This window comes from Nesterenkonia sedimenti (genome assembly GCF_012641515.1).
In the GTDB taxonomy this organism is placed as follows: domain Bacteria; phylum Actinomycetota; class Actinomycetes; order Actinomycetales; family Micrococcaceae; genus Nesterenkonia; species Nesterenkonia sedimenti.
This window is the reverse complement of record NZ_JABAHY010000001.1, coordinates 525,526-550,008: the sequence shown is the minus strand read 5'-3', so window position 1 is coordinate 550,008 and position 24,483 is coordinate 525,526. Positions and strand designations below refer to the sequence as shown.

The 24,483-nt window shown below is 64.9% G+C and carries 24 protein-coding genes; 18 read left to right on the top strand and 6 right to left on the bottom strand.

Going from position 1 to position 24,483, the window contains the following annotated elements; translation table 11 throughout:
- Window positions 1-5 precede the first annotated feature (5 nt).
- Window positions 6-650 (bottom strand): VOC family protein, encoded by a 645-nt coding sequence (locus tag HGQ17_RS02730; protein ID WP_168886400.1) that lies wholly within the window; start codon window positions 648-650, stop codon window positions 6-8.
- A 106-nt stretch (window positions 651-756) separates the two neighbouring features.
- On the opposite strand from HGQ17_RS02730, the gene HGQ17_RS02725 reads away from it, so the two are divergent.
- The 6 genes from HGQ17_RS02725 (at window position 757) to cpaB (ending at window position 8,888) form a co-directional block, all read left to right on the top strand.
- Window positions 757-1,605 carry an SURF1 family protein gene (locus HGQ17_RS02725; RefSeq protein WP_324615156.1) on the top strand — a complete coding sequence of 283 codons (849 nt, stop codon included), beginning with the start codon at window positions 757-759 and terminating at the stop codon, window positions 1,603-1,605.
- Window positions 1,602-2,147 carry a DUF3817 domain-containing protein gene (locus HGQ17_RS02720; RefSeq protein WP_168886399.1) on the top strand — a complete coding sequence of 182 codons (546 nt, stop codon included), beginning with the start codon at window positions 1,602-1,604 and terminating at the stop codon, window positions 2,145-2,147. Before HGQ17_RS02725 ends, HGQ17_RS02720 begins: the two co-directional genes overlap by 4 nt.
- A gap of 97 nt (window positions 2,148-2,244) precedes the next feature.
- Entirely contained in the window at window positions 2,245-3,795 is a 1,551-nt protein-coding gene (guaA, locus tag HGQ17_RS02715) for a glutamine-hydrolyzing GMP synthase (protein ID WP_168886476.1), read from the top strand.
- Window positions 3,796-3,843: 48 nt separating this feature from the next.
- Window positions 3,844-7,731, top strand: a complete 3,888-nt coding sequence (locus HGQ17_RS02710) for a DUF4011 domain-containing protein (protein ID WP_168886398.1) — start codon at window positions 3,844-3,846, stop codon at window positions 7,729-7,731.
- Window positions 7,732-7,740: 9 nt separating this feature from the next.
- A complete protein-coding gene (locus HGQ17_RS02705) occupies window positions 7,741-7,923 on the top strand; it encodes a hypothetical protein (RefSeq protein ID WP_168886397.1) in 183 nt (60 codons plus the stop codon).
- Between the two features lie 104 nt (window positions 7,924-8,027).
- Window positions 8,028-8,888 (top strand): Flp pilus assembly protein CpaB, encoded by an 861-nt coding sequence (cpaB, locus tag HGQ17_RS02700; protein ID WP_168886396.1) that lies wholly within the window; start codon window positions 8,028-8,030, stop codon window positions 8,886-8,888.
- On the opposite strand, the gene HGQ17_RS02695 is transcribed toward cpaB, so the two are convergent.
- The 3 genes from HGQ17_RS02695 to HGQ17_RS02685 are packed head-to-tail and all read right to left on the bottom strand — an operon-like array spanning window position 8,885 to window position 11,470.
- Window positions 8,885-9,184: an FmdB family zinc ribbon protein gene (locus HGQ17_RS02695; protein ID WP_168886395.1), complete on the bottom strand. Its 300-nt coding sequence runs from the start codon at window positions 9,182-9,184 to the stop codon at window positions 8,885-8,887. The genes cpaB and HGQ17_RS02695 overlap by 4 nt on opposite strands.
- Before the next feature lie 46 nt (window positions 9,185-9,230).
- The gene (locus tag HGQ17_RS02690; RefSeq protein ID WP_168886394.1) at window positions 9,231-9,839 is read right to left on the bottom strand and encodes a 5-formyltetrahydrofolate cyclo-ligase; all 609 of its coding nucleotides are present in this window, start codon (window positions 9,837-9,839) and stop codon (window positions 9,231-9,233) included.
- A 5-nt stretch (window positions 9,840-9,844) separates the two neighbouring features.
- A complete protein-coding gene (locus HGQ17_RS02685; RefSeq protein WP_324615155.1) occupies window positions 9,845-11,470 on the bottom strand; it encodes a dolichyl-phosphate-mannose--protein mannosyltransferase in 1,626 nt (541 codons plus the stop codon).
- Window positions 11,471-11,489: 19 nt separating this feature from the next.
- Between HGQ17_RS02685 and rsmI the strand changes: the two genes are divergently transcribed.
- The 6 genes from rsmI (at window position 11,490) to HGQ17_RS02655 (ending at window position 17,540) form a co-directional block, all read left to right on the top strand.
- On the top strand, window positions 11,490-12,380 hold the full coding sequence (rsmI, locus tag HGQ17_RS02680; RefSeq protein WP_168886392.1) for a 16S rRNA (cytidine(1402)-2'-O)-methyltransferase: 891 nt from the start codon (window positions 11,490-11,492) through the stop codon (window positions 12,378-12,380).
- 40 nt (window positions 12,381-12,420) lie between these two features.
- Window positions 12,421-14,289 carry an AMP-dependent synthetase/ligase gene (locus HGQ17_RS02675; protein ID WP_324615154.1) on the top strand — a complete coding sequence of 623 codons (1,869 nt, stop codon included), beginning with the start codon at window positions 12,421-12,423 and terminating at the stop codon, window positions 14,287-14,289.
- Window positions 14,290-14,374: 85 nt separating this feature from the next.
- Window positions 14,375-14,629, top strand: coding sequence for a hypothetical protein (locus HGQ17_RS02670; protein ID WP_168886391.1), 255 nt, complete (start codon window positions 14,375-14,377; stop codon window positions 14,627-14,629).
- 35 nt (window positions 14,630-14,664) lie between these two features.
- Complete coding sequence (locus HGQ17_RS02665; RefSeq protein ID WP_407670730.1) at window positions 14,665-15,630, top strand: TatD family hydrolase; 966 nt, start codon at window positions 14,665-14,667, stop codon at window positions 15,628-15,630.
- On the top strand, window positions 15,627-16,481 hold the full coding sequence (gene rsmA / locus HGQ17_RS02660) for a 16S rRNA (adenine(1518)-N(6)/adenine(1519)-N(6))-dimethyltransferase RsmA (protein WP_168886390.1): 855 nt from the start codon (window positions 15,627-15,629) through the stop codon (window positions 16,479-16,481). The genes HGQ17_RS02665 and rsmA overlap by 4 nt, the downstream gene beginning before the upstream one ends.
- Before the next feature lie 42 nt (window positions 16,482-16,523).
- Window positions 16,524-17,540 carry a 4-(cytidine 5'-diphospho)-2-C-methyl-D-erythritol kinase gene (locus HGQ17_RS02655; protein WP_324615153.1) on the top strand — a complete coding sequence of 339 codons (1,017 nt, stop codon included), beginning with the start codon at window positions 16,524-16,526 and terminating at the stop codon, window positions 17,538-17,540.
- On the opposite strand, the gene HGQ17_RS02650 is transcribed toward HGQ17_RS02655, so the two are convergent.
- The gene (locus HGQ17_RS02650) at window positions 17,537-18,298 is read right to left on the bottom strand and encodes a sulfite exporter TauE/SafE family protein (RefSeq protein WP_168886389.1); all 762 of its coding nucleotides are present in this window, start codon (window positions 18,296-18,298) and stop codon (window positions 17,537-17,539) included. The genes HGQ17_RS02655 and HGQ17_RS02650 overlap by 4 nt on opposite strands.
- 73 nt (window positions 18,299-18,371) lie before the next feature.
- Here HGQ17_RS02650 and HGQ17_RS02645 point away from each other — a divergent pair, with 73 nt between their 5' ends.
- Window positions 18,372-20,291, top strand: coding sequence for an ABC-F family ATP-binding cassette domain-containing protein (locus tag HGQ17_RS02645; protein ID WP_168886388.1), 1,920 nt, complete (start codon window positions 18,372-18,374; stop codon window positions 20,289-20,291).
- Window positions 20,292-20,307: 16 nt separating this feature from the next.
- On the opposite strand, the gene HGQ17_RS02640 is transcribed toward HGQ17_RS02645, so the two are convergent.
- Complete coding sequence (locus tag HGQ17_RS02640) at window positions 20,308-20,847, bottom strand: NADPH-dependent FMN reductase (protein ID WP_168886387.1); 540 nt, start codon at window positions 20,845-20,847, stop codon at window positions 20,308-20,310.
- A gap of 86 nt (window positions 20,848-20,933) precedes the next feature.
- Here HGQ17_RS02640 and HGQ17_RS02635 point away from each other — a divergent pair, with 86 nt between their 5' ends.
- The 5 genes from HGQ17_RS02635 (at window position 20,934) to HGQ17_RS02615 (ending at window position 24,471) form a co-directional block, all read left to right on the top strand.
- Window positions 20,934-21,386: a carboxymuconolactone decarboxylase family protein gene (locus HGQ17_RS02635; protein ID WP_168886386.1), complete on the top strand. Its 453-nt coding sequence runs from the start codon at window positions 20,934-20,936 to the stop codon at window positions 21,384-21,386.
- A gap of 272 nt (window positions 21,387-21,658) precedes the next feature.
- Window positions 21,659-21,841: a hypothetical protein gene (locus HGQ17_RS02630; protein ID WP_211090336.1), complete on the top strand. Its 183-nt coding sequence runs from the start codon at window positions 21,659-21,661 to the stop codon at window positions 21,839-21,841.
- Between the two features lie 118 nt (window positions 21,842-21,959).
- On the top strand, window positions 21,960-22,307 hold the full coding sequence (locus HGQ17_RS02625) for a hypothetical protein (RefSeq protein WP_168886384.1): 348 nt from the start codon (window positions 21,960-21,962) through the stop codon (window positions 22,305-22,307).
- Between the two features lie 9 nt (window positions 22,308-22,316).
- Window positions 22,317-23,147, top strand: coding sequence for a DUF11 domain-containing protein (locus tag HGQ17_RS02620; protein ID WP_168886383.1), 831 nt, complete (start codon window positions 22,317-22,319; stop codon window positions 23,145-23,147).
- Entirely contained in the window at window positions 23,140-24,471 is a 1,332-nt protein-coding gene (locus HGQ17_RS02615; protein WP_168886382.1) for a serine/threonine-protein kinase, read from the top strand. Before HGQ17_RS02620 ends, HGQ17_RS02615 begins: the two co-directional genes overlap by 8 nt.
- Window positions 24,472-24,483 lie beyond the last annotated feature (12 nt).

The window sequence follows — 24,483 nt, the reverse complement described above, 5'->3', positions numbered from 1 at the left end:
GCAGATCAGATAGTGATCTCGCCCTTGGGGCAGGAGAAGGTGATGCTCATAATGCCGGGAGTTCCCGAGGGGGCGACCCAGTCGACGTCGACATCGTCGAAGGGATCAGCATCGGGCTGACCCAACCAGTCAGCCACCCGCTGGGGGTCACCGGCAATCGAGAGCCGCAGCAGCTGAGCCTGGGGCTGATAGGCCCGCGAGGGATGCAGATGCTCAGTGCCCTCATCCCAGCGCAGCAGATAGGGGACCTGTGGGTCAGCGATCAGACCCTTGATGCCGATCTGCTGCCAGGTCAGCTCCTGGCCATCGGGGAACTTCCGGTTGCCCGGAACTGACCGGCGGCCCAGACGCTGCTCAAAGGGCTCGAGGTCATCGACTGTGACGCACCAGCCCATCCAGCCGCCGCCGATCTGCGAACGGTTACGCACAGCCTGGCCGAACGGGGCCTTATCCGCGCTGGGGTGGTCCAACACCTCCACAATCTCCAGGTACCGGTGATCGGCTAGGGGGATGATCGCGCTCTGAGTGCCGAACCGGGGGTGGATCCCACCCTTGACCCGGTCAACACCCAGCTGATCGGTGATCCGTGCCACAGTGGCGTCCATGCCATCGGGGCCTACCGCAAAGGAGACGTGGTCCAGTCGCATCATGGTCCTATCCTGACACCGGGGACCGATGAGCCGAAATCGACGCCCAAGAATTCAGTTTCTCTACGTCGTGTAGAAAATGGTCCGTCACGGCGCGTATTCTGGTGTGGTGCCAGATTCCGCTCCCTCGCTGATGGCCACCGCCCGCCAGCCCAAATGGATCGCTATGCTCCTGCTGGCCCTGGTGATCGCCACAGTATTCGTCGCATTATCGGCCTGGCAGTTCGACGCCTCCCGCAGCGAGCACACCTATGACCACGACACCGAAGAAGCCGTGGAACTCACCGAGGTCTACGAGCCGGTGCGTCCCATCGGACTCGACGTCGCCGACCGGATCGTGAACCTGCGCGGAGAATTCGTCGAGGACACCCAGGTGATGATCGCCGACCGCCTCCAGGACGGCGAGGACGGCTACTGGGCAGTGGCAGCCTTCCGTGTGGCCGGCTCCCCGGATGGTCAGGTGATCCCGGTGGTCCGCGGCTGGAGTGAAAATTACGACGACGCCGGCCCACCACCGCAGGGGCAGCTGGAACTGCAGGGACGGCTGCTGCCGACTGAGGCCCCCGGGCCTGGTCCGCGGGAACTGCCCGTGGGAGTCCTTCCGACCCTCTCCGTGGCCGAGCTGATCAACCTCTGGGGTGAGGACTCCTACTCCGGATTCGTCGTCGACTTCAGCGAAGAGGCGATCGGGGCGTCATCGACCCTTGAACCGGTCTGGGTGGGACCCCAGCCCGAGGACAGCGAGATCAACTGGCAGAACCTCTTCTACGCCATTGAGTGGATCGTCTTCGCAGCCTTCGCCTTCTATATGTGGTGGCGACTGGTCAAGGACGATCACATCCGCCAGCAGGAGGAAGCCCGGCTGGACCGCGAATGGGAAGAGCAGTGGCGGGCCGAACAGCTGGCCAAACTCCAAGCGGCCCGGGCAACAAACACCGAAACGAAGGACCAGGCATGACTGAGAAGAATCAGAATGAGGCTCAGGGTGTAGCCGAGGAGACTGAACTGGGCAACCCGCCGCCGCGCCCCAAGGGCACCAATCGCCGGCTCTACGGCACCGCAGAGCAGATCCGCAGCACCCGGACCTTCTACCGGGTCATGGCTTTCATCACCGGTATCTTCCTGCTCATTATGGTCGCCAAGATCCTGATCAGCGGCTCCCTCTTCGGCTGGGTCTTCATGGAAGGCGGCCAGGAGCTCTACATCGGCGGCACCACCGTTACCGGTGAGTCCAATGCCATCGGCTTCTACCCGGCTGACTCCCTGCAGGATGCCCGGTCCACCTCCACTCTGATCGCTCAGGCCCACGGTGTGGCCTATATCGTCTACCTCGTGGCCGGATTCCGGCTCTGGTACATGATGCGCTGGGGCGGGGCGAAGATCGCACTGATCATCTCCGGCGGCCTGGTGCCCTTCTTCAGCTTCTTCGTCGAGCGCAAGATCGTCGCCGCCGTGCGCCGCGACCTCGACGCCGCCCCAGAGGCCGCATCGCGGTACTGACCAACGCGGTCCTGACCAACACAGATAGGATGTACGGGTGACTTCTGCTGAGACCCAAGCCCCTGCTGCCGAACGTCCAGACCACAGCGCGCAGACTGTGCTGGTGGTCGACTACGGCGCCCAGTACGCCCAGCTGATCGCCCGCCGAGTCCGCGAGGCCCGGGTCTACTCCGAGGTGGTTCCGCACACCCTGCCGGCAGCCGAGATCATCAGCCGCCAGCCGGCAGCCGTGATCCTCTCCGGAGGCCCCTCCAGCGTCTACGCCGAGGGCGCACCCTCCGTGGAACGTGAACTTTTCGAGGCCGGGATCCCCGTACTGGGCATCTGCTACGGGTTCCAGGCCATGGCCCACTCCCTGGGCGGCGAAGTCGCCCGCACCGGCGACCGCGAATACGGCAAGACTGAAGTCCGCGCCACCAACGTCCCCCATGGTCTGCTCGACGGCACCGATGCCGTCCAGACCACCTGGATGAGCCACGGGGATGCGGTGACCAAAGCGCCCGAGGGCTTCGAAGTTCTCGCGGTCTCCGATGCCGCCCCAGTAGCCTGCTTCGCCGATGAGGACCGCCGTCTCTACGGGGTGCAGTGGCACCCCGAGGTCAAACACTCACCTCAGGGCCAGCGGGTCATCGAGAACTTCCTCTACGAAGGGGCAGGCCTGACCCCAGAATGGACCACCGGCAATATCGTCGAAGAACAGGTCGCGGCCATCCGCGAGCAGGTCGGCGATGCCCGCGCTATCTGCGGGCTCTCTGGGGGAGTGGACTCCGCCGTGGCCGCCGCCCTGGTCCAGAAAGCCATCGGTGACCAGCTGACCTGTGTCTTCGTCGACCACGGTCTGATGCGCGAAGGTGAGGCCGAACAGGTCGAACGAGACTTCGTCGCCGCCACCGGCGCCAAGCTCTACATCGCCGATGAGAAGAAACGCTTCCTGACCGCACTGGCCGGAGTCGCCGACCCTGAGGAGAAGCGCAAGATCATCGGCCGGGAATTCATCCGCGCCTTCGAGGAGGCCGAGCGCAATATCCTGGAGGAGGCCGAGGCCGAAGGCGCCAAGGTCGAATTCCTGGTTCAGGGCACTCTCTACCCCGACGTCGTCGAATCCGGCGGGGGAGAAGGTGCGGCAAATATCAAATCCCACCACAATGTCGGTGGGCTGCCCGAGGATCTCGAGTTCCAACTGGTCGAACCTCTGCGCGCCCTGTTCAAAGACGAGGTCCGCGCTGTCGGTGCCGAACTGGGCCTGCCGGCAGAGATCGTCCAGCGCCACCCCTTCCCGGGCCCCGGCCTGGGCATCCGGATCATCGGCGAGGTCACCGAATCCCGTCTGGAGATCCTGCGTGCCGCCGATGCCATCGCCCGCGAGGAGCTGACCGAATCCGGCCTCGACGCCGAGGTCTGGCAGATGCCGGTGGTCCTGCTGGCAGATGTCCGCTCAGTCGGTGTCCAGGGCGATGGCCGCACCTACGGCCACCCCGTGGTGCTGCGCCCGGTCAGCTCCGAAGACGCGATGACCGCCGACTGGTCACGGCTGCCCTACGAGCTGCTGGCGACCATCTCGAACCGCATCACCAACGAGGTCGAAGAGATCAACCGAGTAACCCTCGACGTGACCTCGAAACCCCCAGGGACCATTGAATGGGAATAGGGGTAACCTTCCTCCAAACCCTTGCTGTGACTGTTGTGGAGGAAATAGGTGAGCGCCAAGGAGTCCGCCGCGTCGGCTGAAGCCTGGATCGAGTCCCAGGGCACCGGCACTGAGAACGACACCATGCTGCGGTTCACCCCCAGCCAGCACAATGCCATCGACCTCACAGAGGCCAACGCCTCAGGTCTGATGCAGCTGCTGGGCGGGCGCCGCACACGGCTCTCAACGCTGCTGAACAACCCCTCGGTCTTCGACCCCGCGGCCAAAGCTGCCGGAAATATCCGCACCAAAATCCGCGAGATGCGCGAAGAGCGCGGTATCGAAGTCGGCTGTCTGGCCGCCGGGATCGCCTCCTGGTCCGAGACCACCGATGCCGGTACCGAGTCCTTCACCGCCCCGGTGATGCTGGTGCCCATTGCCCTGCGCAGCCGTGCCGAGGCCACCAGCGTGGGCAATACCGACTACGAGCTGCAGTTCACTGCACCCGCCCAGCTCAACCCCGCCCTGGCCCGGCACCTGAAACAGCGGCATGGGATAGTCCTGGACCCCGATGAGTTCCAGGCCACCGGCTATGTCACCGCCCGGTTCGACCCCCACCGCACCGCCGATGCACTCTCCCGCATCGCCGCCAATACCGAGGGCGATGGCCCCCTGGGATCCCTGCAGGTCTGGAAACAGCTCTATGTCTCCACCTTCGCCGATCTCGCCGACCTCGGAAACCCGCAGAGCCTGGACCTTCAGCATCCGGTGCTGACCGCCCTGAGCAGCGGCGAGGAACTCGACCAGGCTGAGCCCCTGGAGGCCGCTGAGGCCCTGGATCCGGTGGATGAGCGCACACCTGAGGACGAACGGCTGATCACCGACGCCGACGCCGACCAGCAGGCCGCACTGGACGCCATCCTCTCCGGAGTCTCGGCAGTGGTCTCCACCCCGCCGGGCACCGGGCAGACCCAGACCGCGGTCAACGCCGCAGCAGGACTGGCCTGGTCGGGCAAACGCGTGCTGGTCATTGCCGAACGGGCCGATACACTCACCGAATTCACCCAGCGGCTCTCGGCAGCCAAAGCCGGCACCCTGGCCGTCAGTGTCACCGCCGGCCCGCTCTCGGCCTCCTCGCCCTCGGAGGAGCTGCGCACCCAGGTGGTCCGGGCGATCAAACGCGCCGAACGGGCCGAACCCCCGCGGCTGAGCCAGCTGCACAGTCGGGTCAGCGAACGCCGCCACCAGCTGCGTGACCATGTGGCCAGCCTGCATAAGGTCCGCCAGCGCTGGAACTGCTCTCCGTACCAGGCCATGCAGGCCCTGGCAGCCCTGACCAGTCTCAGCCCCGCACCGGGCACCAATGTCCGGCTGAAGCGCTCGGTACTGGACAACACGGTGGACCGCAGCGGGGTCTCCGTGAAGCTGAAGCGGATCGCCGAGCTCGGAGAATTCTCGGCCGAGACCCGCTCCAGTGCCTGGTTCGGCGCGAAGCTCTCCAACCGCCAGGAGACCACCGACGCCCAGGCCCTGGTCAGCCAGCTGCGCGAGGAGCTGCCCGGCTTCCGCGAACAGATGGAGACCGCCTGCGCTGCCGTGGGAGTCCGCCCCGGGAAGACCTTCTCCGAATGGCACTCCCAGGTGCTGCTCTTCCAGAGGGTCCAGGAATCCCTGGGCCGGTTCAGCCACGATATCTACGCCCGCGACGTCGACGATCTCATCGCCGCCACCGCACCGGGCTGGTGGCGCCGGCAGAATAACGTGGAGATGAGCTCCATGGCCCGCTCCCGGCTGCGCCGGGTGGCCAAGGAATACATCCGCTCCGGGGTCTCCATCAACGATCTGCACTCCTCCTTAGTCGATGTCCAGTCCGAACGTGAGGAATGGACCGGCTGGATCGATGAGAATAACGACGACGCCGGACTGCCCCGGGTCCCGAAGAACCTCGACTCCCTCATCAATAGGGTCGGCGAGGTCCAGACCCGGCTGCAGAAACTCGTCGGCGTGCTGCGCCCAGGTGACCAGACCCTCTTTGACCTCCCCGTTGAAGAGCTGATCAGCACTATCGAACAGTTGGAGGAGGACGAGCATTCGCTGCTGACCCTCCCAGAGCGCACTCTGCTGGCCGAGCAGCTGACCGAACAGGGCTTCGCCGAGCTGCTGGAGGACCTCGCCGAACGTGAGGTCCCAGCCGCCCAGGTCGCCGATGAGCTGGAGCTGGCCTGGTGGCAGTCCGCCCTGGAAGCGATGATCTCCGGGGATGAGTACTTGGCGATGACCACCGGGGAGAACCTCCGGCGGACCGAAGCCGAGTTCCGCAGTGCCGATGCCTCCCATATCGAATCCGGTGCCCAGCGGCTGAACCACACTCTGGCAGTGCGCTGGAAGTCCGCCGTGGAGTCCCATCCCGATGCCGCCGCCCATCTGCGCAGCCTCCTGCGGGACTCCGTTCCCACTGTGGCCGCCCTGGAATCGGTGGCACCGGAGATCACCCAGCCGCTGGTGCCCATCTGGGCGACCTCACCGGTAGGCCTGGCCTCCCAGTTCCCCGCCGGTGAACCCGGCACCCCCAGCTTCGATACAGTGATCCTGCTCGATGCCGAAACCCTGGATGTGCCCTCGGCACTGGGCGCGGTCTCCCGGGCCAAACAGGTGGTGGCCTTCGGTGATCCGGTCTCCGGTGCGCCCAAACCGATGATCGTCTCCGCCGATCCCATCGCCCGCGAGGCCGAGGCCCAGGTGCCGGGTTCCATCTACCAGGAGCTGGAGCGTGTGCTGCCCACCTATCGGCTCTCCGAGGTCCACCGCGGGGTCGACCAGGAGCTGACCCAGCTGCTGTCTGACTCCCTCTACGAGAGCCGGCTGGTCCGCCTGCCCGATGCCGCCCAGCTGACCGGTCAGGGCCGGCGCCTGCGCTTCGAACAGGTCAACGGAACCGGCGGACGGGAACCGGTGGAGTCGCCCACCGCCGAGGTCAACCGGGTGGTGGACTTGGTCTTCGAACATGTCCGGGCCCACCGCAACCGCTCCCTGGCCGTGGTCACCGGATCCGAATGGCATGCCAAGCGAGTCGCCGATGCCATCCGGCTCCACCTGGCCAACCACCCCTGGGCCGCGCCCTTCTTCGAACACGGAGCAGCCGGTGTGCCCGGCGGCTCCGGAGCCGGGGCCGCAGGAATCGGCACCGGTGAGAAATTCGTCGTCGCCCCTGTGGAACGCTGCCACTCACTGGTCCGCGATGATGTGATCTTCTCCCTGGGCTTCGGCCGCTCCGCCAAGGGCGAGGCCGCCCACGACTGGGGAGAGCTCTCCGGACCCCGCGGTCCCGAGTACATCGCCCAGGGGCTCACCCGCGCCCGCGGCCGGCTCACCGTGGTCAGCTCCATCAAGGCCGAGGACCTCGACCCCGAGAAGCTGCAGCCGGCTGCGAAACTGCTGCATAAGCTCCTGCAGCTTGCCGATGGCACAGAGACCAATCCCAGCGGTTCGGCCGATCTCGCCGACCCCCTGGTGCTGGATCTGGTGGACCGGATCAGGGCCCGCGGCGGCCGGGTCGAGGACGGTTTCCGCGGCACCCTGGACCTGGCGGCATGCCCCCGCCGGATCACCGCTCAGTCCACGGTCCGTCCAATTGCCATGGTCTCTGACGGAACGGATTCCTATGCAGGGCTCTCCGTGCGTGAACGCGCCCGGCAGCGCCCTGCCCGCTTCGAGCAGCTGGGCTGGGAGTACATGGTGCTGTGGACCATCGAGGTCTTCACCGATCCCACAGCGGCTACTGAGATGGTCGCTGAGAAGGTGGGACTGGGCTCCGGTCCGGAGTTCGCCCAGCACGGCCGTGGGCGACTGACCAACACCACGGGGCCGGTCACCTTCGGGGGAGCCGCTGATGAGTCCGATGAGGAGGCCCACCGCCGGCATAAGCGGTGGCCCAGCCCCAACCAGCGGCGGCCCTGAAAGACCGAGATGAACACAGAACGACGCCGCCATCGGCGAGTAGTTGCCCCCGGCACTGCCGAACGGGCCGAGGAGATCGAAGCCCAGGGTGGGCTCATCTCCCCGGTGGAGAGCGCTGAGTCCCCGGAGGAACTCCCGCAGGAGGATGCCCGGGGTGAATGGATGAAGGCCGAACGCCCACCGCATTGGTGAGGGTTTTCCCCAGCCCCAGTAAGGGTCCCTGGGACACTCCGGTGTCTCCACAGTCCGGCCCATAGGCCCAGGCGCGGGGTGCGCTCGGCTGCATGCTGGCCGGTATGAGCAGTGAGACCTTCTCAGCCATCGCCCCGGCGCGCCGGCGGCATATCCGCAGACCGAGGCCAGTGACTGAGAAGAGTGTCCCCTTCACGCCGGGCAGACCTCAGCATGCTGCACCCCGGCCGGAAGCGCCGGTGGAGACCCGCAGGCGCTCTGCCTCCCGTGACCGACAACGACGACGGCGGCAGCGGAGCAAGCCGCCGCGGGTCAGCCGCCGGCTGAAACCCGGTGGGCTCTACCGGTGGATCCGCAGATTCCGGATACCGGTGGCCATAACCCTGGCCCTGGCAGCCGCAGCGGCAGTGCTGCTGGCGGCTGAGGCCCCCGAGCTGGAGACCACCCAGGCGGTGCGGGTCACCACCGATATCGGAGTGGGGGAGAGGCTGGAGGCAGAGCACCTTGAGATCGCCGATATCGACTCCTCCGCAGTCCCCGAGGGCCACTCCGGGCAGCTGGAAGACTTCCTGGGCCAGACAACGGCCACCACACTGCCTGCCGGGGCGATCGCGCACCCCGCACAATTGGTGGGCCCCGGCCTCCTGGCAGGCTTCGATCCCGGAACTGTGGCGGTTCCGGTTCGGCCGGCAGATACTGCCATCATCGGGATGCTGACCCCAGGCCAACGAGTCGATGTCACAGCCTCAGCCGATATCCCCGAGGAGGACACCGGACCGCGGCGGATTGCCGAATCTGTGCCGGTGCTGTGGGTGCCGCAGGAGGAGTCGGAGAACTGGCTCGGTGCCGGAACCGAGGCGCAGAATGTGGTGATCCTCGCCGTGGATGCCCAGACCGCTGAGGCCATCGCTGAGGCCACCCACAGCGGCCGGCTGCACCTCAGTCTCGTCGGAGAGGAGGACTAAGAGCTGGAGGTTGAGGCAGCCGCAGTTGAGCTGCTGGAACTGCTAGAACTGCTGGAGCTCGAGGAGGTGCTGGAGGACTCACCGGAGGAACTGGTGCTGGAATCGCTGCTGGAGGAGCTGCCGCGGGAATCGGTGCGGTAGAAGCCTGAACCCTTGAAGGTCACACCGACATTGCCGAACTTCTTCCGCAGCACACCGGAGCATTCGGGGCATTCAGTCAGTGAATCCTCCGTAAAGGACTGCACGATATCGAAGGCGTGACCGCAGTCCTTACAGGCATAGGCATAGGTAGGCATTTTCCAGTCTCCCGGGGTTAGCACTCAGAAGTATCGAGTGCTAATTCTAGCCCAAGGAGAGGACTCCGGTCTCGGTCACCGCCTGCTGGATCCGCAGATCATGGGTCTCCACCGGGAAACTGCCCGGGGAAAGAACCTCCCAGGAGTGAACCACAGCCAGCAGCTGAGCCCTGGTGGCCAGCTTCGGGTTCTGCTGGAAGAGCGTGTCGTAATAGCCGCCGCCCTGGCCCAGCCGGGCACCTGAGGTATCCACTGCCAGGGCCGGTACCAGGACTGTCAGCTTCCCACCGATGAGCTCCTCAGTGCTGATCCTGGGGCCTGCCGGTTCGCTCACCGGAGCAAAGGGGCTGGGCTGCAGGGGAGTCTGAGGCGACCAGGCAGTCCACTGCATAAGCCGGTTCTCAGCATCGGCGATCACCGGCAGATAGACCACCCCGCCGCGGCTGATATGCCGGTGCAGAAACGGCAGCAGATCTGGCTCTCCGGGGATTGGGAGGAAGCCAGCGAGGACGGCATCGGCGGGGATGAGTGCGGTCAGGACCTCAGCCAGCTGTTCGCCACGGCTGCGGAGGTCCTCTGCGGTGAGCTGCCTGCGGGCGGTACGGAGGCGTCGTCGTACCTCTGCCTTAGCTGCTGCGGGGGAGGGCTCCGTCATTGACATCAGATCCAGGACTGCAGCCACATGCGCTGGCGCCACTGCTCATAGGGGATGATCTCAGCGGTCCACAGCGGCCAGAAATAGGCCGAGACCGCAATCGCCAACAGGACGAAACAGAGCACCATCACCGTATTGCGCTGCTGGGCGCTGATGATCTGACTCTTGGGCCGTGACTGGCCATCGCGGCCCACTGGGGATGTTCCGACTCTCAGCACCAGGGCCGCCACCGCCGTGATCGCCAGGATCAGGAAGGGGTGGTAGCTGATGGTGTAGAAGAAGAACATGGTCCGGTCGTTCTCACCGAACATCAGGACCAGCAGCCAGACGAAGAAACCGCCGACCCAGCCGGCGAGGATTGCCCCATAGCGGAAATCTCGGCGCCCGAACCACAGCAGCAGCACCAGGAGTAGGGCAATCACCCCGGTCCACCAGATCAGCGGATTCGGCAGATCCAGCACTGCCGAGGAGCAGTGGTCATAGGGGCAGACCACCGCCGGCTCACCGCCGATGGCGGTGTGCTCGAAGGCCTCGCCCTCCTCCCGGGACTGATAGTGCATCGACACTGGCCGGCCGGCGAAGAGCCAGGTCCAGGGATGGGAGGCGTACTCATGCTCGGAGTCCAGACCGGTGTGAAAATCAGTGGCCGAGCTGTGATACCGCCACAGCGACACCAAGGGATTCGGATGGGCGTCCCGGTCCCAGCCCCGCTCACCGAGCAGCCAACCGGTCCAGGAGGCCAGATAGGTCAGCAGGGCCATCGGCAGGACGGTCAGGACTGCCGGCAGGCCATCACGCAGCAGGCCGCCGAGCAGCCAACGCCGGATCCCCAAGGTGCGGCGGGCCTCGATATCCCAGAGCACCACCATGATCCCGAAGACGGCGATGAAGGCCAGACCGGAGAGCTTCACAGCCACCGCGCAGCCCAGCAGGACCCCGGCAACCAGCCGCCATGGCCGCCACAGCAGCCAGGGGCCTGCTGTCCAGAGCTGTGAATCACTTGGTGTCTCGGCTGCCCAGGCGGCCAGGCGTCGTCGTCCGCTGTACCGATCGGCCAGCAGCGCGGCAAATGCTGCCAGGACGAAGAGCATCAGGAAGATATCCAGCAGCGCCACCCGGGACATCACCAGATGATGGCCCTCCACCGCGGTGAGCACACCGGCCACACCGCCGAGGAATACCGAGCGGAACATCCGCTGGGCCACCAATGCCACCAGCAGAGTGCCCAGAACCCCGGCCAGGGCGGGGGCGAAACGCCAACCTGTGGCCTGCTCAATGCCGAAGAGATGGATGCCGATGGCGATCAGCCATTTGCCCAGCGGCGGATGCACCACATAGGAACCAGCTGCCCCCGGCTGCGGGGTCTCGCCCTCAGCCAGCCAGACATCATCGGCCCCCTCAGGCCATTCCAGCTCATAGCCGGCCTCCAGCAGGGCGTAAGCATCTTTGGCGTAATAGGTCTCGTCGAAGATCAGCGCATGGGGGTCGCTCAGCCCCGGGAAACGTAATAATGCGGCAAAGACCGCCACCACTGCTGGAACGACTGCGCCCAGCCAGCCGGGGGAGAAGCGGTCAGCCCCCAGCCGCAGCTCCAGCTTCCGGCGTTTCTCGGTGGTATCGGCCTGACTCACCCTCGATATGCTACTTGCCATGACCCACCACGCTGCGCATTGGCTATGGGATGCACCCGTGGTGCTGGCCGCAACCCCCATCGGGAATCTCAGTGACGCCACCGATCGGCTCAAACAGCTCATCAGCACCGCTGATCTCATTGCCTGCGAGGACACCCGCAGCACCGGGCGGCTGATCCAGTCCCTGGCTGTGAGCACTGATGCCCAACTGATCAGCCTCCACGAACATAATGAGGCCTCACGCTCGGCAGAACTGGTAGACCGTGCCGCAGCCGGGGAACGGATTCTGGTGGTCTCCGATGCCGGAATGCCCGCTGTCTCCGATCCCGGGCACCGGCTGGTCTCCGCAGCAGTAGAAGCCGGGGTGCCGGTTACCGCAGCGCCTGGCGCCTCCGCAGTGACAACCGCCCTGGCCCTGTCCGGACTGGCCACCGCACAGTTCACCTTCGGCGGCTTCTTCCCCCGGAAGCAGTCCGAGCAGACCGCCCTGATCACCCGGCTGCAGTCCGAGGAATGGACCACCGTCCTCTTCGAATCCCCGCACCGGGTCACCGCCACTGTGGAACTGCTCAGCGCGGAACTGGGGGAGGATCGGCAGGCCGCTGTGGCCCGGGAGCTGACCAAGAAATACGAGGAGATCCTCCGCGGCAGTCTCGGTGAACTGCATGCCGAGCTGGCCCGGCGCCAGGCCGCCTCACGGATCAAAGGTGAATTCGTCCTGGTGCTGGCCGGCACCAGCGGAAATGCCGGGGAGGAAGAGCTCAGTCTCGAGGAGGCTGCCGGCCTCGTCGTCGAACGTTCCCAGCGGTCCGGGCAGCGTCTGAAAGCCGTGGCCAAGGAGCTGGCGGCCACCACCCCCTACAGTGCGAGCGAGCTCTACGACGCCGCAACCAGGGTCATTCCGCGTTAAATCAGGCAAGGGCACAGCCTGGCGTGGTTAACTGGCCACCGTGAGTGATGAAACCCAGACCACTGAACAGACCGGAATCCGGGAGTCCAGCACCGAACAGGTCGCCCGGATCGATGACAGCGTCAACGTCACCGACGGGGTGCTCGCCCTGGCCGAGCACGCCCCCGAACACCCGGTCTACGCCGTGCGCAACGGGGCCGGCGGCTGGCTGGACGTCACCATCAGCGCCTTCCTGGAGCAGGTGCGCTCCGTAGCCAAGGGGCTCATCGGACTCGGTGTCCAGCCCGGGGATCGGGTCGCGGTGATGTCAGCGACCAGCTACCCCTGGGCAGTGGTGGACCAGGCCATCTGGTTCGCCGGAGCCATCTCGGTGCCCATCTATGAGACCAGCTCCGCACACCAGGTCGCCCCGCTGCTGGCCGACTCCAAGGCACGTATGGTGCTCATCGGAGATGACCAGCTGCGCGCCAAGGTCCAGTCCGGGGCGAATATGTCCGGAGGGAAGAACTCCGGAACCGAGATCTACCCCATCGCCAGTACCGCCGATCTCGAGGAGATCGCCGCCAATGGCAATACCGTCAAGGACGCCACCCTGGAGAAGGCCCGCTCCGGGGCCGGGGCAGATGATGTGGCCACCCTGGTCTACACCTCCGGGACCACCGGCAAACCCAAGGGAGTGCGCATCACCCACCGCAACCTCGCCGAGGGTGCGGCCAATATTGTTCCCTTCGCCTCCGATATCCTCGGCGAGGGCGAATCCCGGACCCTGCTCTTCCTGCCTCTGGCCCATGTGCTGGCCCGGGCCGTCCAGCTGATCTGCCTGCACCGCGGCATCCAGGTCGCCCATACCGGGGACACCTCGACCCTGCTGGATGACCTCGGGACCTTCCATCCCACCTGGCTGCTGGCCGTCCCGCGGGTCTTCGAGAAGGTCTATCACTCCGCGGCCGCCAAAGCGGAGTCCGAGGGCAAGGGCAGGATCTTCAACACCGCCTGCCAGACCGCCATCGACTTCTCCAAGGCCCTGGAATCAGCCGCTGCCGGCGGACGTGGACCCTCCCTCGGTCTGCGGGCCAAACATGCCCTCTTCTCCCGCCTGGTCTACTCCAAACTGCTGGATAAACTCGGCGGCGAGGTCACCCATATGGTCTCCGGCGCCTCCCCGCTGAACCCGGAGATCGGCCATTTCTTCACCGGCATCGGAGTTCCGGTCCAGGAGGGCTACGGGCTGACCGAATCCACCGCCCCGATCACCCTGAACATCCCCGGTGCCACCCGGGTGGGCACAGTGGGCCTGCCGGTGCCGGGAAATACGGTCAAAATCGCCGACGACGGCGAGGTCCTGCTGAAGGGACCAGTTGTCTTCGCCGGCTATCACAACAACGAGGAAGCCACTGCCGAGGCATTCGACGAGGAGGGCTACTTCCGCTCCGGTGACCTCGGGCAGCTCGATGAAGACGGCTTCCTGACCATCACCGGCCGGAAGAAGGAACTGATCGTCACCGCCGGTGGCAAAAACGTCTACCCCACTCCCATGGAGGAGAAGGTCCGGGCTCATCCATTGGTGGCTCAGGTCGTCGTCGTCGGGGATGAGAAGCCCTTTGTCTCCGCATTGGTGACCCTGGACCCGGAGTCGATCCGCGGCTGGACCCAACGCAACGGACTGGGGGATCTCACCCTTTCCGAGGCGCTGAAGGACGCCGATGCGGCTAAGGCCCTGGAGGCTGAGGTCCAGAAGGCAGTCGATGCAGCCAATGATGAGGTCTCCCGGGCGGAATCTATCCGCGAGTTCCGAATCCTCGACACGGAGCTCACCGAGGACTCCGGGCATCTGACCCCCTCGATGAAACTGGTCCGCGGCAAGGTCATCGAAGACTTCGCCGATACCATCAAGGAGATTTACTCCTAGCTCAGGGGAAGTATCCAGTAACCTTCCAGGTTTCTGCGCCAATGTAATGCGCATCATCTCATTTAATACTGGAAGGAAAACTGTGATGCGTAACGATAGTGACGTCGCCGATGGCCTGTATTTTGACATCCATTTGTTCGCCTTTCAGGACTACTCCTCTCCAGAAGAGCAGTGGGAGGAGGCTGTCACCGATCGTGGAGACGGCGATGTGGGGGATGAGGGTTACTTCGTCTTCAGCCTGCCCTCAACGGGATTCGAGAGCACTGGAGATCTTGGCCCCAGCGAGGAGCAGCTGGAAGCTCAGATTGAGCTCGCTGAACTGATTCTCGAGCGTATGTGATCTCTCCGGCGGCTCCGCGGCTAGACTGGTGGGCTGTGAGTACCGAGACTGCCCAGATCACCCCGGGCCAGACACCGCCTGCCTATCTGCCCACGGGGCAGAACAACGACGACGGCGCAGGCGGTCCGGTCCGGGACCAGACCGAGGAGAAGTCCAAGAAGAAGCGCCGGCTGGAATACCCGCCGGCCCCTGAACCGCTGCCGGTTCCGGTTCTGGACAACCACGCCCACCTCGACTTCCGGGACGGGCTGGTTAAGGTCACCGTGGCCGAGCATCTCGATACCGCCGAGGCCCTCGGAGTCAGCGGGGCCATCCTGGTCGGCTATGACGTGGCCAGCTCCGAATTCTCCGTGCAGGCCGCAGGGGAGGAGCCCCGGGCCAAAGCAGCCGTTGCCCTGCATCCCAATGACGCCCCGCGGCTGGCCGAGGACGGGAAATACCAGGAGGCCTTCTCCCGGATCGATGAGCTCTCCCGGGACGGTCAGGTTGTGGCCATCGGAGAGACCGGGCTGGACTACTTCCGCACCGGGGAATGGGGCCGGGAGTCCCAGCGCAAGAGCTTCTACGACCACATCGCCCTGGCCGCTGAGCGCGGACTGGCCATGCAGATCCACGACCGGGATGCCCATGCCGATGTCGTCAAAGTCCTCGACGACGCCCCCGAGCTGCCCGGCTCGGTGGTCTTCCACTGCTTCTCCGGAGATGCCGAGCTGGCCCGGATCTGCAATGAGCGCGGCTGGTACATGTCCTTCGCCGGTACCGTGACCTTCAAGAACGCCGAGGGTCTGCGGGAGGCGCTCGCCATCGCTGATCCCCAGCTGATCCTGGTGGAGACCGACTGCCCCTTCCTGACCCCGCACCCCTACCGCGGCCAGCCCAATGCGCCCTATATGATCCCGCAGACCATGCGGCTGATGGCTGATGTGCGAGAGGCCGACTTGGGTCAGCTGTGCCAGCAGGTCATGTTCAACACCAACCAGGCCTACGGGCAGTGGGTATGAACGAGCTTCTCTCAGCAGCCCATATCCGTGACCTCGCCGATGGGCTGGGCATCCGCCCCACCAAACAGTGGGGACAGAACTTTGTGATCGACCCCAATACCATCCGACGCATTGTCGGCATGGCCGAGCTCGAGGGCACAGAGCATGTCCTGGAGGTCGGACCAGGGCTGGGTTCGCTGACCCTGGGCCTGCTGGATGAGGCCGCCGAGGTCACCGCCGTGGAGATCGATCCGAAACTGGCCGCCCAGCTTCCTGAGACAGTGCAGCTGATGCGTCCTGAGAAGGCTGAGAATCTCACCGTCCTTCGCCAGGACGCCCTGAAGATCGCACCGGAGGAGCTCGGTGAGCCCAGTGTTCTGGTCGCCAACCTCCCCTATAACGTGGCGGTGCCGGTGGTGCTGCACCTGCTGCAGGTGCTGCCCAGCCTCACCAAGGGCCTGGTCATGGTTCAGGAGGAGGTGGCCGACCGCCTGGCCGCAGGCCCCGGCTCCAAGATCTATGGGGTGCCGAGCGTGAAGATCGCCTGGGACACCCAAACCCGGAAGGTCGGCGTCGTCGGCAAGAAGGTGTTCTGGCCCGAACCACGGATCTCCTCAGGACTGGTGCGCTTCGACCGCAGTGAGCCGGTCACCGATGCGATCAGCCGCCAGGAGGTCTTCGCTGTGGTGGATGCTGCCTTCGCCCAGCGGCGCAAAACTCTCCGGGCAGCACTGAGTGGTCTGGCCGGATCCGGTACGGCCGCCGAGGCTGCCCTGCGTGAGGCCGGTGTGGACCCCCAGGCCAGGGGAGAGACCCTGGATGTGCGGGCCTTCGCCAAGATCGCCGAGGCCCTGCGGGACCAGGATGGGTGAGGCGGAACATCACCGTGTCCCCAGCGGGGGATACCGTTGAGCATGATGCGAGACAGCGAGTTCTACGGGCATGTCACCGCCCTGGCCCCGGGCAAAGTGAACCTGGGTCTGCGGGTGGGGCCGCTGCGTGCCGATGGCTACCACGATGTGGCCAGTCTCTACTACGCGGTCTCCCTCTATGAGGAGGTCACTGCGACCCCGCGTGAGGATGATGCGATCACCATCTCCATCTCAGAACGCTCAGCCTTCACCAGCATCTACACCAAGGACCCCGAAACTGGTGAGCCTTCCAAGGCCGAGATCCCCCTGGATGAGCGCAACCTCGCCCATCAGGCGGCAGTCCTGCTGCGGGAGACCCTGCAGAACCGCGACGCCGCCACCTTGAGTTTCCCAGGCGCCGAACCACCCAGCTATGGGGTGGACCTCAGCATCACCAAGAACGTGCCCATCGCAGGCGGAATGGGCGGCGGCTCCGCCGATGCGGCTGCGACCCTGGTGGCCTGCTCCGCACTCTGGGAAGCCGGTCTCACCAAGGAACAGCTTGCTGAACTTGGCGCCCAGCTCGGAGCAGATGTGCCCTTCTCCATCCTAGGCGGTGCGGCCGTGGGCCAGGGGGCCGGGGAGGAGCTCACCCCGCTGCTGACCCCCGGGGAGCTGCACCTGGTGATCGTGCCCTCCTCACGGGGACTGTCCACTCCTGAGGTCTACCGCAGGCTCGATGAGATGCGGGCATATTCTTCAGTTCAGTCGGATGTGCCGGAACTCGACGCCGATCTCGTCCGGGCGGCCTGCACCTCCGATCCCGAGATGGTGGCCAGCCTCATGGCCAATGACCTCCAGGCCCCGGCAGTCTCCATGTTCGGTGCCCTGGAAGACATGATGGATGCAGGACTCACCGAGGGGGCCATGCAGGGTATGGTCTCCGGTTCCGGGCCGACCGTGCTGTTCCTGGCCCGCGACGCCCAGGCCGCCACCCAGCTGGCCACGGGCCTTCAGGAACGTCTGGATGTCTGGGCAATCCCGGTCAGCGGCCCCGCCCACGGAGCCCGGCTGCTCTAGACCCAGAAGGTCTCGCGGATCCCCATCACCAGGGAGATCCCGGCGCCGATGAAGGCCAGCACAATCACAATCCGGCGGGCCCAGGAGTCGCTGATCATCGTGCGCACCAAGGTGCCGATCCGCATACCCACCAGAATGGCGATGAGACTGCCCAGCCAGAACCACCAGGGGAACGCTGGGATCTCATTGCCGCTGAAGGTCAGTTTGGTCAGGAACCCGCTGACGGCCATCAGCACCCACAGCGGTTGGAGGGTGGCAGCAAATTTCCGCACATCCCATCGGGAGACCACCGAGTAGATCGCCATTGCGGGACCGCCGACACCGGCCAGCACAACCCCACCACCGGCCCCCACACCGGTGAGCACCCGGGCGATGGGACCATCCACGGCTGCACTGATCCGGCTGACGATCAGGGAGATGCTCAGCCCCAGGATCACCAGGCTGGCCACCACAATATAGAGCGGCCCCTGCGGGGAGATGGCTGCCAGCCAGCCGAAGAGCGGCATCACCAGCACTGCGGCAGGACCGATGACGGCGACCTTACGCCACTCGATGTCACGCCAGACAACGGGGATCATCAGGGCTGGGGCGAGGAAACTGAGCAGGTTCGTCAGCATCACCCCGCCATGGGGACCGATCATGACCACCAGGAATGGGGCCATCATCATGGCGAAACCGATTCCGGTGAGGCGCTGCAGTGTGGCAGCCAATACGACCAGACCAATAATGGCCAGGGCCACTGTGAGCTCAGCGCCCATCATCACCTCGTTCTCTCTGGGGCATATCCCAGCTGACCACATTACCTCCCCAGGTAGATAAGCTAGATCCCCTATGGCTCATCTTCTCGGCGCCGAAGGCATCTCCATCACCTTCGGCACACGCACTGTGCTCGACAACATCACACTCGGCATCGACGCCGGGGACAGAATCGGCATCGTCGGCCGCAACGGCGACGGCAAATCCACGCTGATGCGCATCCTGGCCAAATCCACAACCCCCGATGACGGCCGGGTCACCTGGCGCGGGGGCACCACCGTGGGTTTCCTGGACCAGCAGGACATCCTGGACCACAGCGCTACCCTGGCCGAAGTTGTCCTGGGCGGGATGGCCGAGCATGAGTGGGCGGCTGATCCCCGGATGCGGGATGTGGCCTCCGGGCTTCTGGGCGGCATCTCCTGGGACGCCCCGGTGGGGTCGCTCTCCGGTGGGCAGCGGCGTCGTGCCGCCCTGGCGAAACTGCTGATGAGTGACGCTGAGGTCATCATGCTCGATGAGCCCACCAACCACCTCGACGTCGAGGGTGTGGCCTGGCTGGCCAATCACTTGAAGACCCGGTGGAAACCGACGGAGGGTGCCTTCCTGGTGGTCACCCACGACCGCTGGTTCCTGGACGAGGTCTGCAGCACCACCTGGGAGGTCCATGACGGGACTGTGGACTCCTTCGACGGCGGCTACGCTGCCTATACCTTGACCCGTGCCGAACGGGACCGGGCAGCGGCGGTGGCAGAGCAGAAGCGTCAGCAGCTGGTGAAGAAGGAGCTTGCCTGGCTGCGCCGTGGTGCCCCGGCCCGTACCTCGAAACCGAAGTTCCGCATTGATGCGGCCAATGCTCTGATCGATGATGTTCCGGCTCACCGGGACGAGGTCCAGCTGAAGAAGATGGCCACTGCCCGGCTGGGCAAGGATGTGCTGGACCTGGAGAACCTCAGCTACCGGATCTCAGAGGAGGACACAGCTGAGGGGAAGGTGGAGCAGCCCGTTCTCTTCGATGACGTGACCTTCCGGCTTGGCCCGGGGGAGCGGGTCGGCGTCGTCGGGGTCAATGGCGCCGGGAAATCGACCCTGCTGCGCCTGCTCGATGACCGGATTCAGCCTCAGTCCGGCCGGGTGAAACGGGGTAAGACTGTCCGTACCGCGGTGCTCACCCAGGAGGTGACCGAGCTGCGGGAGCGTGAGCATATGCGCGTTCTCGAGGTGATGACCGAGGAGAAGTCCACTTTTGAGGTCGGCGGGAAGGAGCTCTCGGGCGCCCAGCTTCTGGAGACCCTGGGGTTCTCCCGGTCGAGGCAGTGGACCCCCGTCCGGGATCTTTCCGGTGGTGAGCGGCGTCGCCTGCAGCTGCTGAAGCTGATGACCGGTGAGCCGAATGTGCTTATGCTCGATGAGCCCACCAATGATCTGGACACCGATACATTGGCGGCCATGGAGGACCTCCTGGACGGTTGGCCCGGGACTCTGGTGGTGGTCTCCCATGACCGCTACCTCCTGGAGCGGGTCACCGATCACCAGGTTGCCCTGCTGGGTGATGGCAAGATCCGCGCCCTGCCTGGGGGAGTGGAGCAGTATCTGCGAATCCGCTCTGGCCAGGAACCAGCCCCGAGCGTTGATGGCCGCACCTACCGGGGGCAGAGTTCCTCGGCTGCGGCGGCGACTTCCCATGCGCCGGCGAACACTGGGGCGCCACAGTCTGCCCCGGCGGAGCCCTCTACAGCTGAGCCTGCCTCGTCGGGGGATTCTGCCTACTCCGAGGCGCAGAAGCGCCAGGCCCGTAAGGATATGCAGCGGGTGGAGAAACAGATGGAGAAACTCTCAGCGCAGCAGACCGAACTGCATGACCAGATGGCTGCAGCCTCGGAGTCCGTGGATCTGGAGAAGCTCGGCACACTCCAGGAACGGCTCAGCAGTATTGACGCTGAACTCGCCGAGGCCGAGGAGGCTTGGCTGGAGGCCAGCGAAATCGCTGAATCCTAAAGGAGGGGAGTGAAGGCTACGGAGTGGTCTCCACGAAAGTCGTGAATGCCTCGATGTAGTCCTTGGCCCGCTTGGTGGTTCCCTCGGCGGCGGTGCCGTCCTCGTTGAAGGTGTTCTCCCTGACAGTCTCGGCCACCACGGGTGTGCCCATGAGTTTCACGCCCAGAGGCGGCAGTGACTGCCGCAGCTGGGACTGAGAGTTGATGGTGCCGAAGCGTCCCGGAGAGGCCCCCACAATGCCCAGTCTCAGACCGGCCAGTTGGAAGCTGCCGCCGCGGGAGAGGATATCGATGGCATTCTTCACCGGCGCGGGGAAGGACTGGTTATGTTCCGGGGTGACCAGAAGTAGCCCGTCCACCGCCTCGACCTCCTGTTTGAACTTGGTCATCACCTCGGGGAAGTCCTCGTCGAGGTGCCGGTCGTAGAGCGGCAGCTCCGCAATGCTGATCTCAATCAGCTCTGCCCGCTCCGGGGCCTGGGCAACAATGACCTTAGCGAGCTTCCGGTTGATGGAGTCCGGGGCCAGGCTGCCGACGATGTATCCGATCTTCACCATGGTGTCTCTCCCTACGTGGTGGTTGGTCCAGGGATACTTCCGCTGCCCAGCCTAGCGAAGCCCCGGGACGTGGATAGGCTTGGGGGATGAGTCAGCATGAGCGTCTTCACCTGGATAATCAGAACCCTGAGCTGTACCGGACGCAGAGCAGTGTGGCCAAACAGGCCGCAGCTGCCATGGAGGAGGCGGGGCTATCGCGAGAGCTCATGGAAGTGATCAATATCCGGATTTCGCAGATCCACGGCTGCCCCTTCTGCCTAGAGATCCATACCCGCCGCGCTGATGAGCGCGGCGCAGATAGCCGGAAGCTGGCCCTGCTGCCGGCATGGCGTGAAGCAGGAATCTATACCGAGCAGGAACGTGCTGCCCTGTCGCTGGCGGAGATGGCTGCAGAGAAACCGGCGGTGGAGAATACCCAAGACTACGACGACGCCCGCGCAGTTCTTGGTGATGAGGCCACTGCCGCGGTGCTGTGGATGGCAGTGGCGATCTCTGCCTTCAACACCATTTCGATCATGAGTGGGCATCAGGTGCGCTGATTCCTTTGGGTTGCTGGCCTGGAGATTTTCCACCTTCAGGGAAACATCAGGTAAAAGTTGCGATAACGCCTAAAAATCTCTGAAGGACTTGGAATCTGACTGTGAGCTTAAAGTGCTAGGTCAGAGTGTTGTAATACTTGTGGCAACCTGGTCGCCAGCAGAATAGACCCTTGCGCTTTCGGTCTTTATCACTAAGGTAGGAGGCAGCTCGTACCTCCGTGCACGCACCATTGATCGGAGCGACCCGTTATGATTCGGGCCCTTTTGCGAAGATGATGTCCACCAGTGTTCTGATTGCACTGGTAGCAGTTCCTCTGATGGCCGCGGCCTTTGTGATGCTGCCTGCGGCGACTGAATCTGAAGAGGCCGATGCCTCACCCATCGAGGGCACGATGTCGAACGTGCAGATTCGCCCCTCCTACGACCGCAGTCTCTGCCTCACAGCGGTGAACTGATTCTTCAACCCGAACCAGACACCCTCTGCCTCCAATGGCAATATGCGCAATACCGACAGGGCGTTGACCCTGCAGCGCTGCGCCACGGAGCCGGGGGGGTCCGGGTCAGGGGTCGCTGTTGGACGATCTTCAGCGGTGGAATTACACCTCCGCCCACCGAGTCCACCTGATCGTTGGTGGCGGCAACACCTCATCCCGAGGTGACAGGTGCATCGACAACTACGGCGGCGGCCTGGCTCAGGTGGGTATTCAGCTGACCAACGTCTGCGGCGATAACCCCAATGTCAATGAGTGGAACTATCAGCGTCAGGGCACTGCGAATATCGCTCCCGGCTCTTTCCGCAACCCTACAGGGGTCTGCTGGAATGTTGACACCCAGTTCACCGGTGGGCAGATTCGAGCGGGCGCCGAGGTCAACAAGTCCGCCTGCGCTGGCGGCACTGGTGGAGTCCGTCACGACTACTAGTCGTTCTCCATGGGCACCAGCGATCCCGTCTCTGACCTGGCCATCGCCAAGGAAGCCTCCGGCAGTGACCCGGTGGTTCCCGGTACTGAGTTCACCTACGAACTCACTGTGACGAATAACGGCCCCTCCACCGCCCACGATGTCCAGATCACGGATGTGCTGCCCAGCCACCTGCGGTTCGAAGGCGCAGAGTACACCGTGACCGTGCCCAGCGCAGAGGGGGAGGGTGACACCGTCACCGTGGACTCCGGGACCTGCGAGGGCGCCAATGAATACGGCGCCACCGTCAGCTGCCTGCTGGCGACCGTGGAGATCGATCAGACGGTGACCGTGACCGTTGAGGTTCATCTGAACCCCGAGTACACCGGTGACGGCTCCGATATCGTCAACCGCGCTGAGGTGTGGCCGGAGGAGACGGACCAGGATCCAATCCACTCCAATAACACCACCACCGCCGGTGTACCCGGTGGCGAGACGGCCCGGCCGCAGGCTGACCTCAGCATCGAGAAGGTCCACACCCTGCCAGGTGACGAGATCATCCCAGGTGAGACCTTCAATGTCACCCTGACGGTCACCAACGACGGTCCTTCCACCGCCAACGGCGTCGTCGTCATCGACGAGCTGACGGCCGAACTGCGCGCCGCCTCCGCGACCATGACCGATGGTCAGACCTGTGACATCGGTAGGCCGTGGAACCCACCGAGGACGCCGCTGAGGCGGAGACTGAAACCACAGTGGAACACACTCCCGGCACCGAGGATCATGGCCCCCGACGCGCACGCCGGACCAACAGCACCGACTGACCCCACCCTTATGTATAGGGTGGCTACCAATGGGTGATGTTTTCGCTGGACGCTACGAATTAGTCGACCCCCTCGGCGAGGGCGGGGCCGGCGTGGTCTGGCGCGCCTGGGACCGCAAACGCCAGCACTATGTGGCAGCGAAGGTCCTGCGCCAGGTGGACGCATCCTCCCTGCTGCGCTTCATGCGGGAACAGTCCATGCGACTGGACCATCCGCATGTGCTGGCCCCAACCGGCTGGGCAGGGGAGGACGAGAAAGTCCTGTTCACCATGCCCATTGTCCGCGGCGGCTCGGTGGCAACATTGGTCAGCGACTTCGGCCCCCTGCCAGTGCGGTTGACCGCCGTTCTCTTAGACCAGCTGCTGGCGGCACTGGAGGCCATCCACGCCGAACGCATCGTGCACCGGGATGTGAAACCGGCCAATCTCATGCTCGATGCCACCGGAGATCGGATGCCCAGGCTCTGGCTGGGCGATTTCGGCATCGCAGCCGGCGACGACGCCCCACGCCTGACCCAGGGCCCCTACGCCATGGGCACCCCCGGCTATGTGGCCCCGGAATGCCTGCACCAGGGCTGGCAGCCCGATTCCCGGGCAGATCTCTACGCAGCCGGTATGTGTGCAGTGGAGATGCTCACCGGGCTCTCCCCGGTAACCGATACCGATGCGGCCGAGGCCATCCATCTCGCCGAACGACCGGACCCAGTCCCGGGCGAGCTGATCGGGGTCATCGACCGGCTTACCCGCCCCCAGATCACCGACCGCTACGGAACGGCCTCCCACGCCCGGGCGGCCCTGCGTGAGACCGGCCTGGTCTACGCATCCTCTGCCCAGGAGGTCCTGGGCGAGGTCGAAGTCTTCGAACATATCCCGCCGCTGCCGGATGGCTGGGGCGATTCCGGACCCCTGGGCGAGACTGCCGAGGCGCAGCCGGATCCCGAGGAGGTGCCCGCCGAGGTGCCCACCGTATTGATGGGCGCCAATACGACACCTCCGCCACCGGTCTCCCCGGGCACACCAGCCTCACCCTCCACCAATGCACTTGCCGAGCAGAGTTATGCCCCAGTACCCCAGCTGGGTGTGAACGAGCCGCAGACAGTACCCAGCCACGCCTATCAGAACCCCGGTTACCAGGGTGCCGAGGCGGCGCCGTACGCCACAACGGAATCACCATTCCGAGAGGCGGAGACCCAGCATAACTACGCTGCCTATAGTCCCACTGCGGCTGCACCGGCAGCACCGGCGGCCACCCGCCGGTCTCGCCATCAGCCCAAACGGGGACAGGGCCTGGCCGTGGCGATGATCCTCTTCGGCCTGGGCTTTGTCACCATCGCAGCAGTGCTGTTCCTCGCCCTGGACTAGCCGCCCGGGCTT